The sequence below is a fragment of the Vibrio sp. SCSIO 43153 genome, assembly GCF_023716625.1.
Lineage (GTDB): Bacteria > Pseudomonadota > Gammaproteobacteria > Enterobacterales > Vibrionaceae > Vibrio > Vibrio rotiferianus.
The window spans coordinates 2,875,836-2,887,838 of the sequence record NZ_CP071855.1 but is presented as its reverse complement, the minus strand read 5'-3'; the positions used below and the strand labels follow the sequence as shown (position 1 = coordinate 2,887,838).

At 46.4% G+C, this 12,003-nt stretch carries 3 protein-coding genes, 8 tRNA genes and 3 rRNA genes; 8 read left to right on the top strand and 6 right to left on the bottom strand.

The window, feature by feature from the left end:
• Nucleotides 1–29 precede the first annotated feature (29 nt).
• The 8 genes from J4N37_RS13785 to J4N37_RS13750 all read left to right on the top strand — a co-directional run bounded on the left by J4N37_RS13785 (nt 30) and on the right by J4N37_RS13750 (nt 9,260).
• Complete coding sequence (locus J4N37_RS13785; protein WP_010450368.1) at nt 30–1,283, top strand: cyclic di-GMP phosphodiesterase; 1,254 nt, start codon at nt 30–32, stop codon at nt 1,281–1,283.
• A gap of 488 nt (nt 1,284–1,771) precedes the next feature.
• Nucleotides 1,772–3,324: ribosomal RNA gene (locus J4N37_RS13780) — 16S ribosomal RNA — on the top strand.
• 68 nt (nt 3,325–3,392) lie between these two features.
• Nucleotides 3,393–3,469: transfer RNA gene (locus J4N37_RS13775), tRNA-Ile, on the top strand.
• Nucleotides 3,470–3,508: 39 nt separating this feature from the next.
• Nucleotides 3,509–3,584, top strand: a tRNA-Ala gene (locus J4N37_RS13770).
• Between the two features lie 259 nt (nt 3,585–3,843).
• A 23S ribosomal RNA gene (locus J4N37_RS13765) occupies nt 3,844–6,730 on the top strand.
• Between the two features lie 86 nt (nt 6,731–6,816).
• Nucleotides 6,817–6,933 (top strand): 5S ribosomal RNA (gene rrf / locus J4N37_RS13760).
• Together the 16S, 23S and 5S rRNA genes with 3 tRNA genes alongside form the textbook arrangement of a ribosomal RNA operon.
• Nucleotides 6,934–7,002: 69 nt before the next feature.
• Nucleotides 7,003–7,079, top strand: a tRNA-Asp gene (locus J4N37_RS13755).
• Nucleotides 7,080–7,823: 744 nt separating this feature from the next.
• On the top strand, nt 7,824–9,260 hold the full coding sequence (locus tag J4N37_RS13750) for an NAD-dependent succinate-semialdehyde dehydrogenase (RefSeq protein WP_182027300.1): 1,437 nt from the start codon (nt 7,824–7,826) through the stop codon (nt 9,258–9,260).
• 153 nt (nt 9,261–9,413) lie between these two features.
• On the opposite strand, the gene J4N37_RS13745 is transcribed toward J4N37_RS13750, so the two are convergent.
• From J4N37_RS13745 to J4N37_RS13720, 6 genes are all read right to left on the bottom strand, one after another.
• A tRNA-Asn gene (locus tag J4N37_RS13745) sits at nt 9,414–9,489 on the bottom strand.
• Between the two features lie 15 nt (nt 9,490–9,504).
• A tRNA-Thr gene (locus J4N37_RS13740) sits at nt 9,505–9,580 on the bottom strand.
• 40 nt (nt 9,581–9,620) lie between these two features.
• Nucleotides 9,621–9,696: transfer RNA gene (locus tag J4N37_RS13735), tRNA-Asn, on the bottom strand.
• Between the two features lie 21 nt (nt 9,697–9,717).
• Nucleotides 9,718–9,793: transfer RNA gene (locus J4N37_RS13730), tRNA-Thr, on the bottom strand.
• A 51-nt stretch (nt 9,794–9,844) separates the two neighbouring features.
• Nucleotides 9,845–9,920, bottom strand: a tRNA-Phe gene (locus tag J4N37_RS13725).
• Between the two features lie 234 nt (nt 9,921–10,154).
• A complete protein-coding gene (locus tag J4N37_RS13720) occupies nt 10,155–11,780 on the bottom strand; it encodes a methyl-accepting chemotaxis protein (RefSeq protein WP_182027299.1) in 1,626 nt (541 codons plus the stop codon).
• Between the last annotated feature and the right edge of the window lie 223 nt (nt 11,781–12,003).

The window sequence follows — 12,003 nt, the reverse complement described above, 5'->3', positions numbered from 1 at the left end:
CCTAGTTAGGTTAATTCGTTGTTTTAAAAGTGGCTAGTATCAAAATTACAGTGGATCGTATTCAACCTGGGCTTCATATTCGCCTTCCTTTAAAGTGGAATGAGCATCCATTTCTTCTTAATAGCTTTAAGATCAAAGACCAAGAACAAGTCGAAATGATTCGTCATTTGGGCGTAAAGTTTGTATATCTCAATCTCTCACAAAGTGATGCAGAGCCCCTTCCTGTAAACAGTGAAATAAAACAAGAAGTGGTCAATGAGAGCTCTATTGATGAGGAAACAAAAAAGCTATGGCAAGAAAAGCAAAAGCGAATTGAAAAGCTGAGTGCTTACCGTCGTAGAGTTATCCAATGTGAAAAAGAGTTTGAGCGCTCGCTGGCAAGAATGCGATCAGTGATGACGAAAATACGTAACCGACCAATAGACGCTGTCGATGAAGCTGTGTTGTTGGTGGATGATATCGTCGAGAAACTGATGTGCGACGATAACGTAACTTTGCATCTTATGAATGGCAAAAATGAGTTTGAGGATATTTACTTTCATTCTCTTAACGTAGCTGTTATCTCAATGATGATCGGTAAAGCAAAAGGTTTTAATGCTCAACAGCTGAAGGAGTTATCTTTTGCTGCACTGTTTCATGACATGGGGAAAATCAAAATCCCCACTGCTATTTTGAGAAAACAAACACCGTTGACAGAACCAGAGTGTAACTATTTAAAGCTGCATACTAAATATGGAGTTGACTTAGCTAAGAACATTGCAGCATTTCCAGAAAGCGCAAAGCGTGTAATCGCACAGCACCATGAGGTAGCAGATGGTTCAGGTTACCCTGAAGGGCTAAAGGGCAGCGAAATAGATCCTTATACCCAAGTAGTATCAGTCGCAAATGCGTTTGACAATTTGTGTCATAACCCGATTGCGTCAGAGCAAAAGATTCCTTACACCGCACTCTCTCATCTATATAAGAATTGCAAGCACCTTTATGATAACGATAACTTGAATATCTTAATCAAGTTCATGGGTGTTTTCCCTCCAGGAACAGTTGTGCAGCTATCTAACAACATGGTCGGGTTAGTTATCTCGGTTAATAGTTCGAACTTACTTTGCCCAAATGTCCTCATTTATGATCCCGAAGTGCCAAGAACGCAAGCACCCATAATTGACTTGGCGGCTAAAGACTTAAAAATTGTTAATGCAATTCATCCATCGAAGTTACCTGATAAAATCAAAGAGTACCTTAACCCAAGGTCTCGTATTTCATATTTCTTCGATAGTGATGATTAACCAATTATCCACAGAAAATTGTGGATAAGATGTGCAAAATATGAGTCATTCCTTGGGGTAATGTTAGCTCTGGGTGAAAAGCATCCAGTTGGCATGTTTTTTAGAAAAAAATGCACTTTTACTATTGCCAAAAATGTCCGCTTCTCTATAATGCGCATCCATCGACACGGCAGACGCGATAAGGCTTCAGCAGAGTCGAAGAGGTAAATAGCTTCTGAGAAAATAAATTGAAAAAGTGTTTGACACTCTCAATTATCTCTTTAGAATTCACCTCCGCTTTGAGAGAAAAACTTCTCGATAAGCAAGCTCTTTAACAATATAAACCTATCAATCTGTGTGGGCACTCGTTGATGATAATCCAATTAGAAACTTCGGTTTCAAATTAGGTTTCAATGATACGAAGTGACCATTGAGTCGAAAGACTCAGCACAGTCAATTCAAACATTACTTATGTAATGTTCAGTATCCATTGAGCCGAACAAAATCTTAAATTGAAGAGTTTGATCATGGCTCAGATTGAACGCTGGCGGCAGGCCTAACACATGCAAGTCGAGCGGAAACGAGTTATCTGAACCTTCGGGGAACGATAACGGCGTCGAGCGGCGGACGGGTGAGTAATGCCTAGGAAATTGCCCTGATGTGGGGGATAACCATTGGAAACGATGGCTAATACCGCATAATGCCTACGGGCCAAAGAGGGGGACCTTCGGGCCTCTCGCGTCAGGATATGCCTAGGTGGGATTAGCTAGTTGGTGAGGTAATGGCTCACCAAGGCGACGATCCCTAGCTGGTCTGAGAGGATGATCAGCCACACTGGAACTGAGACACGGTCCAGACTCCTACGGGAGGCAGCAGTGGGGAATATTGCACAATGGGCGCAAGCCTGATGCAGCCATGCCGCGTGTGTGAAGAAGGCCTTCGGGTTGTAAAGCACTTTCAGTCGTGAGGAAGGTAGTGTAGTTAATAGCTGCATTATTTGACGTTAGCGACAGAAGAAGCACCGGCTAACTCCGTGCCAGCAGCCGCGGTAATACGGAGGGTGCGAGCGTTAATCGGAATTACTGGGCGTAAAGCGCATGCAGGTGGTTTGTTAAGTCAGATGTGAAAGCCCGGGGCTCAACCTCGGAATTGCATTTGAAACTGGCAGACTAGAGTACTGTAGAGGGGGGTAGAATTTCAGGTGTAGCGGTGAAATGCGTAGAGATCTGAAGGAATACCGGTGGCGAAGGCGGCCCCCTGGACAGATACTGACACTCAGATGCGAAAGCGTGGGGAGCAAACAGGATTAGATACCCTGGTAGTCCACGCCGTAAACGATGTCTACTTGGAGGTTGTGGCCTTGAGCCGTGGCTTTCGGAGCTAACGCGTTAAGTAGACCGCCTGGGGAGTACGGTCGCAAGATTAAAACTCAAATGAATTGACGGGGGCCCGCACAAGCGGTGGAGCATGTGGTTTAATTCGATGCAACGCGAAGAACCTTACCTACTCTTGACATCCAGAGAACTTTCCAGAGATGGATTGGTGCCTTCGGGAACTCTGAGACAGGTGCTGCATGGCTGTCGTCAGCTCGTGTTGTGAAATGTTGGGTTAAGTCCCGCAACGAGCGCAACCCTTATCCTTGTTTGCCAGCGAGTAATGTCGGGAACTCCAGGGAGACTGCCGGTGATAAACCGGAGGAAGGTGGGGACGACGTCAAGTCATCATGGCCCTTACGAGTAGGGCTACACACGTGCTACAATGGCGCATACAGAGGGCAGCCAACTTGCGAGAGTGAGCGAATCCCAAAAAGTGCGTCGTAGTCCGGATCGGAGTCTGCAACTCGACTCCGTGAAGTCGGAATCGCTAGTAATCGTGGATCAGAATGCCACGGTGAATACGTTCCCGGGCCTTGTACACACCGCCCGTCACACCATGGGAGTGGGCTGCAAAAGAAGTAGGTAGTTTAACCTTCGGGAGGACGCTTACCACTTTGTGGTTCATGACTGGGGTGAAGTCGTAACAAGGTAGCGCTAGGGGAACCTGGCGCTGGATCACCTCCTTATACGATGATTACTCACGATGAGTGTCCACACAGATTGATACGGTTTATAAAGTAAAAGAGACGATACTGGGTCTGTAGCTCAGGTGGTTAGAGCGTTCGCCTGATAAGCGAGAGGTCGGTGGTTCGAGTCCACTCAGACCCACCAATTTCCTTTGAAGTTGGTATGCAGTATCGACACCTTGATGGGGCTATAGCTCAGCTGGGAGAGCGCCTGCCTTGCACGCAGGAGGTCTGCGGTTCGATCCCGCATAGCTCCACCATCTTTAAGCGCATTCAATGAGTGCTTTTAAAAATGGTTTCATTAAGAAATCTGCTCTTTAACAATTTGGAAAGCTGACAAATCAACAATTTATTGTTGATTGTAAAGTTCTCAATGTTTGTCTTTATGACAAACACCAATACAACACATTCAAGTGTTCTTGGAATTTGAGTCCGGCAAAATCGAGTCTGCATCATGTATAAAAATTGCAGACAACTTTGGTGACTTGTTCATCAACTCGAAACTCCTTCGGGTTGTATGGTTAAGTGACTAAGCGTACACGGTGGATGCCTTGGCAGTCAGAGGCGATGAAGGACGTATTAACTTGCGATAAGCCCAGATTAGGTAGTAAAAACCATTTGAGTCTGGGATTTCCGAATGGGGAAACCCACTTGCATAAGCAAGTATCCTGTTGTGAATACATAGCAGCAGGAGGCGAACCGGGGGAACTGAAACATCTAAGTACCCCGAGGAAAAGAAATCAACCGAGATTCCGAAAGTAGCGGCGAGCGAAATTGGACTAGCCCTTAAGCTTTATATGCGTTAGACGAACGGTCTGGAAAGTCCGGCGATACAGGGTGATAGCCCCGTAGTTGACAACGCACATTCAGTGAAATCGAGTAGGGCGGGACACGTGATATCCTGTCTGAATATGGGGGGACCATCCTCCAAGGCTAAATACTACTGACTGACCGATAGTGAACCAGTACCGTGAGGGAAAGGCGAAAAGAACCCCTGTGAGGGGAGTGAAATAGAACCTGAAACCGTGTACGTACAAGCAGTAGGAGCACCTTCGTGGTGTGACTGCGTACCTTTTGTATAATGGGTCAGCGACTTATATTCAGTGGCAAGGTTAACCATCTAGGGGAGCCGTAGGGAAACCGAGTCTTAACTGGGCGTTCAGTCTCTGGATATAGACCCGAAACCAGGTGATCTAGCCATGGGCAGGTTGAAGGTTGAGTAACATCAACTGGAGGACCGAACCGACTAATGTTGAAAAATTAGCGGATGACTTGTGGCTAGGGGTGAAAGGCCAATCAAACCTGGAGATAGCTGGTTCTCCCCGAAAGCTATTTAGGTAGCGCCTCGGACGAATACTACTGGGGGTAGAGCACTGTTAAGGCTAGGGGGTCATCCCGACTTACCAACCCTTTGCAAACTCCGAATACCAGTAAGTACTATCCGGGAGACACACGGCGGGTGCTAACGTCCGTCGTGGAGAGGGAAACAACCCAGACCGCCAGCTAAGGTCCCAAATTATAGCTAAGTGGGAAACGATGTGGGAAGGCTTAGACAGCTAGGATGTTGGCTTAGAAGCAGCCATCATTTAAAGAAAGCGTAATAGCTCACTAGTCGAGTCGGCCTGCGCGGAAGATGTAACGGGGCTAAGCTATAAACCGAAGCTGCGGCAATGAAGTTTACTTCATTGGGTAGGGGAGCGTTCTGTAAGCCGTTGAAGGTGGTTGTAAAGCTGCTGGAGGTATCAGAAGTGCGAATGCTGACATGAGTAACGATAAAGGGGGTGAAAAACCTCCTCGCCGGAAGACCAAGGGTTCCTGTCCAACGTTAATCGGGGCAGGGTAAGTCGACCCCTAAGGCGAGGCCGAAAGGCGTAGTCGATGGGAAACGGGTTAATATTCCCGTACTTCTTACAATTGCGATGGGGGGACGGAGAAGGCTAGGTGGGCCTGGCGACGGTTGTCCAGGTTCAAGTGCGTAGGCTGAAGAGTTAGGTAAATCCGGCTCTTCTTAAGGCTGAGACACGACGTCGAGCTACTACGGTAGTGAAGTCATTGATGCCATGCTTCCAGGAAAAGCCTCTAAGCTTCAGATTGTAAGGAATCGTACCCCAAACCGACACAGGTGGTCGGGTAGAGAATACCAAGGCGCTTGAGAGAACTCGGGTGAAGGAACTAGGCAAAATGGTACCGTAACTTCGGGAGAAGGTACGCTCTCGACGGTGAAGTCCCTTGCGGATGGAGCTATTGAGAGTCGCAGATACCAGGTGGCTGCAACTGTTTATTAAAAACACAGCACTGTGCAAAATCGTAAGATGACGTATACGGTGTGACGCCTGCCCGGTGCCGGAAGGTTAATTGATGGGGTTAGACTTCGGTCGAAGCTCTTGATCGAAGCCCCGGTAAACGGCGGCCGTAACTATAACGGTCCTAAGGTAGCGAAATTCCTTGTCGGGTAAGTTCCGACCTGCACGAATGGCGTAATGATGGCCACGCTGTCTCCACCCGAGACTCAGTGAAATTGAAATCGCTGTGAAGATGCAGTGTACCCGCGGCTAGACGGAAAGACCCCGTGAACCTTTACACAGCTTGGCACTGAACATTGACCCTACATGTGTAGGATAGGTGGGAGGCTTTGAAACCAGCACGCCAGTGTTGGTGGAGCCGTCCTTGAAATACCACCCTTGTAGTGTTGATGTTCTAACGTCGACCCCTTATCGGGGTTACGGACAGTGCCTGGTGGGTAGTTTGACTGGGGCGGTCTCCTCCCAAAGCGTAACGGAGGAGCACGAAGGTGGGCTAATCACGGTTGGACATCGTGAGGTTAGTGCAATGGCATAAGCCCGCTTGACTGCGAGAATGACAATTCGAGCAGGTGCGAAAGCAGGTCATAGTGATCCGGTGGTTCTGAATGGAAGGGCCATCGCTCAACGGATAAAAGGTACTCCGGGGATAACAGGCTGATACCGCCCAAGAGTTCATATCGACGGCGGTGTTTGGCACCTCGATGTCGGCTCATCACATCCTGGGGCTGAAGTCGGTCCCAAGGGTATGGCTGTTCGCCATTTAAAGTGGTACGCGAGCTGGGTTTAGAACGTCGTGAGACAGTTCGGTCCCTATCTGCCGTGGGCGTTGGAAGATTGAAGGGGGCTGCTCCTAGTACGAGAGGACCGGAGTGGACGAACCTCTGGTGTTCGGGTTGTGTCGCCAGACGCATTGCCCGGTAGCTAAGTTCGGAATCGATAACCGCTGAAAGCATCTAAGCGGGAAGCGAGCCCTGAGATGAGTCTTCCCTGATACTTTAAGTATCCTAAAGGGTTGTTCGAGACTAGAACGTTGATAGGCAGGGTGTGTAAGCGTTGTGAGGCGTTGAGCTAACCTGTACTAATTGCCCGTGAGGCTTAACCATACAACACCCAAGGGGTTTTGATGGACTCAATGTAAGAACATTGAATGTGTTAAGAACGAAAACAGCTTTCCGAATTAAAGAATTTGCTTGGCGACCATAGCGATTTGGACCCACCTGATTTCCATTCCGAACTCAGAAGTGAAACGAATTAGCGCCGATGGTAGTGTGGGGCTTCCCCATGTGAGAGTAGGACATCGCCAGGCTTGTATTTTATTTTCACTTTTTATGAAAAAGTGAAGACAAAAACTTAGACTTAAATGTCTAACCAGTGCGGAGCGGTAGTTCAGTTGGTTAGAATACCGGCCTGTCACGCCGGGGGTCGCGGGTTCGAGTCCCGTCCGCTCCGCCACTTATTCAGACAAAGCCCTAGCAGAAATGCTAGGGCTTTTTCGTTTGCGCTATTATTTTGGTCTACGACCAACGAGTCCCGCTCGTGTGCGAGTCCAATTGAGTGCAAGCCCAGTCACTTCGCCACTTATTTAGAAACCCAGTCTTCGGACTGGGTTTTGTCGTTTTAGAGCATAATAATTTCCCTTTCAGGGAACGAGTTCCGGTTGCCTGCAACCCCGGACTAGGCATCTCCGCCAGCTCGCCACTTATTCAGGCAAAGCCCTAAATAACACGTCCCGGAAGAAGTGATAGCGCCTTTTAGTATCTAATCGCTCTGTTTGTCTACCAGCGAATGAGTCGCGATTGTGTAAGAGGCCAATTACCTGCAATCCTAGCTGTTTGCTCACTTCTTTAGAAAGTAAAATTGTGCCTTATTTCTAGGTAAAGAACCTTGTAAGGGCTTGCCTGTAGTCAGTAACCCCCCATTTGTTCATCTAAAAGGTTAAACTATTCTCGGTGTATGTTTCCTGCCGTTTATTTACGAATCTAGCCTTTGAGTGGGTGTATATCTTTTTAGTGCAAAATGATGTCACTTTGAGATGAGTGAATATCATTGGTACGTTAGTCCGCCTATTCATGGCAGTTCAAAGTGTAAAAGCAGGTTGCTGTTCGCATGAGTAAAGACCGAAGAAAACTATGTTTGCTTTACTCTTGTTCATTGGAAGGATTAACCTAATACAGGTTCTTTTGGGAGTACAATCTAATGATGCAGCAGATACAAAGTGAAACGCTAAGAGTCTTATTCGAAAACCTTTCTTCTCAAGATGGGATTGCAGTTATTAATCCTGCCACTGAAAAAGAGTTGATTCACTTAAAGCCTAGTTCTTTGGACGAGCTCGATGCGCAAATAGAGGCATGTAAGTTAGCTCAAATCGAATGGGCAAAACTCAGCGCTAAAGCACGTTCCACTTCCCTGAAAAAGTGGTTCCAATTGCTTGTAGAGCATACGGAAGACATCGCGAACATCATTACCTTAGAACAAGGTAAACCCCTTACTGAAAGTCGTGGAGAGGTCGCATACGGAGCTTCTTTTGTAGAATGGTTCGCAGAGGAGGCTAAACGTGCCTATGGTGAGGTTATTCCTGCTCCTGCTGTAGATAGACGCCTCTCTACCATCAAACAGCCCGTAGGCGTGTGTGCAGCGATTACACCATGGAATTTCCCTATTGCAATGATCACCCGAAAAGCGGCGCCTGCTTTGGCTGCGGGATGTGGGATGATCATTAAACCTTCTGAATTAACTCCTTTGACTGCTCTGGCTGTGGTGGAGCTTGCTCATCAGGCTGGTATCCCTAAAGCCCTATTGTCTACTGTTCTTTCTGAACAAGCCGCGGAGTTTGGCGTAGTTTTGAGTACCGATCCTCGCATTAAGAAGATCTCTTTCACTGGTTCTACGCGTGTAGGCAAGATCTTAATGAAGCAGGCGAGTGATACGGTTAAAGCAGCTTCTATGGAATTAGGTGGAAACGCGCCTTTTATTGTTTTTGACGATGCAGATTTAGAAGCTGCAGCTAATGGTTTGATTGCTTCTAAGTTTCGTAATGCCGGACAAACCTGTGTGTGTACCAACCGCTTATATGTGCATCAGAGCGTAAAGGAGATGTTCTTAACTAAGCTGTTAGATAAAGCTGCAAGCCTTACAGTCGGTAATGGTCTTGAGGAAAATACAACTCTTGGTCCTGTTATTACTATGGCCTCTAAGCATCGTCTAGAGGCGGTGATCGATCTGGCAGTACAAGAAGGAGCAACGATACTTAATCAGCCTCAAAAACGTCCTGGGCGCTTTATGGAGCCAGTTATCTTAGGTAATGTCGAACAAGGTATGGCGATCGTGCAACAAGAGTTGTTTGGTCCGGTTCTGCCAGTCATTAGTTTTGATGACGATGAACAAGTGCTCTCGATGGCGAATGACACTGAATATGGTTTAGCTTGCTACTTCTACACCGATAGTTTGAAGCGCATCATCAAATTTAGTGAAGGTTTGGAATATGGCATGGTAGGGGTAAATGAAGGAATTATTTCTACGGAAGTTGCGCCGTTTGGCGGGATTAAAGAATCTGGCATTGGTCGTGAAGGTGCTAAGCAAGGCATGGATGAGTATCAAGAGACTAAGTACATCTGTCTTGGAGGTTTGAGCTAGTCTTCTGTTTAGCTGCTCACTGATACGAAACAAAAAAGAGAAAGCTGGGTACATCACCTGGCTTTTTGTTTATTCAGAGAAAGGTGGATGGGGGGCAGTGGATTTTCTTCAGATGCAAAAAAGCCGCATCAAGTGATGCGGCTTTTTCTAATATGGCTCCTCCTACTGGACTTGAACCAGTGACCTGCGGATTAACAGTCCGTCGCTCTACCAACTGAGCTAAGGAGGAACAAATTTTAATAAGTGGTGCCGACTACCGGAATCGAACTGGTGACCTACTGATTACAAGTCAGTTGCTCTACCTACTGAGCTAAGTCGGCACATTTTCGTTAATAAGTAATCGACTTACTAACTGAAAGATGGCTCCTCCTACTGGACTTGAACCAGTGACCTGCGGATTAACAGTCCGTCGCTCTACCAACTGAGCTAAGGAGGAATTATCTTGTGTAAGAATAAATGGTGCCGACTACCGGAATCGAACTGGTGACCTACTGATTACAAGTCAGTTGCTCTACCTACTGAGCTAAGTCGGCGTACCGTTATTCTTTATATTGTTCGTGCTAGACACCAACAATTTTAAATTGTGGTGCCCGGAGGCGGAATCGAACCACCGACACGAGGATTTTCAATCCTCTGCTCTACCGACTGAGCTATCCGGGCGACGAGGTGTATTAAAAGGCTTTTCGGCTTTTAGGTCAACAATAAAATACAAAAAAAATATCGTTTGCTGTTTTTGTGTGCGTAATGGGGTGTTTTTATGCATTTTTGACATAATATCACCACCTGATAGGCAATGTCGGCCATCGGTTTTAGAAGGCGGTAGCTATTATTTATCAGTAAAAACAAAAAAAGCACGTCCTAAAACGTGCTTTTTATTGAACAATTGACTTTAAACTAGTGCTTTACAGAGAACTTGTTGACCCAGCCTTCGAGCTCATCAGCCAAAGATGCCAATGTTTGTGTGCTTGATTGGCTCTCTGTCACGACGACATTTAGCTGGCTACCACTTTCTTCAATGAGATTAATACGGTGTGCAATATCATCACTCACTTGAGTTTGTTCTGCCGCTGCCGTAGCAATTTGTTGACTCATACCAGTGATTGACTCTAATGCTGTGACGATCTGCTGTAGTGCTTCTGACGCGTTCATTGATTCTGTCACAGTACTTTCACTAGTTTCAGCACAAATTTCCATCGTGTGAATTGCGTTACGTGAGCCTTCTTGTAGGTTAGAGATCATTTGCTGTATCTCTTTTGTGCTATCTTGCGTACGACCTGCTAAGTTACGAACCTCATCTGCAACAACTGCGAAGCCTCGACCTTGTTCACCTGCACGTGCAGCTTCAATTGCGGCATTCAACGCCAGTAGGTTTGTTTGTTCTGCAATATCACCAATGACATCTAGCACTTTAACAATGCTGTTTACGTCCTGATCTAGGTCTGCCACGGCTTTGCTTGCTGTGTTTAGTTGCGTTGCTAGGCCCTGAATGTTGTCTACCGTGCTGTGGATCAGTGATTGTGTGTGCTGGCTCTGTTTGTCGGCTTCATCAGTGTTGTGTGCTGTATCACTTGCTGAACTTGCTACATGGTTTGCTGACGATGCCATTTCTGTCATAGCGGTTGCGATCATGGCTGTTGATTGTTGTTGAGACATGGTCAAATCAGCAATGGAATTAGAGCGAGACTCTACAGCAGACAGCTCTGAACGTAATGCATGCATTGATTCGTCCAAGTTAGTAACCATCTTAGCTAACGATTGGCTCATGTCCTGTACGGCGCCATAGATACTGTCTTTAGGTGCCGCGTACTCAAAGCTGGTTTGGATATTACCCTGAGCAACCGCTTGAACTGCTTCACGTACGTCATTTGGCTCACCACCGAGCAGGTTAAGCATTTTACGGATAGAGATAATTAAACCACCCAGGATAGCCCCTGCGATCGCTAGACACAGTGCAAGCTGCCACTGCGCTGTAGACCAGAAGCGCGCATTTACTTCGTTAAAGCCAATGCCTGTACCGACAACCCAGTTCCAGTGCGGGGTTTTCTCTGCGATAGAGTGCTTTTCTTCAATCGTGCCGTCAGGCAGTTTCTGTGTCCAAGTATATTCAACGATTTGACCTGTCTTTCGACCCAGAACATCTAAGATCAGTTGGCCAACACTGTTGCCATCGCCATCGCGGAAGTCATGGAAACTTGTGCCGTGTAATTGAGGGTCAAGCGGTGCTGCTACGAACATCATATTTTCATCTGCAACATACACATATTCGTTATCTTTGTAGATATTGTTGCGAAGTAGGCGAGTCGCTAGTGATTTTGCTTCGTCTTCCGGCATTTTGCCTTCCACTGCCATTTTCTCGACTTCAGTCAGAATGCTATAGGCACTCTTAAATAGCTCTGTAACTCGAGCTTTGTTATCTAGATTACTTGCTACGCGCAGTGTCCAAAGACCCGTTGCGGTCAAAGCAAGCAGGGCAATCAAAATGATTGCAGATAATAAATAGGCTTGAGTTTTTAATTTCATAGTTAGCTCACAAGGCGTGTTATTTACTATGCAATGCATAGCTTATTAGGGGGCGTAATAATAAATTCATCATATTGAACTTGTACACAAGCGCCTATGCATCAATGTTGAAACTATGATTTGGATTAAATTTTTAGCGTGAAATAAGTGCTTTTTATCAAATGAAGTATGAGTTTATAACGAGGTTTCGAGGGGAGATTGATGAGAAAAGGAAAAGAAGGAA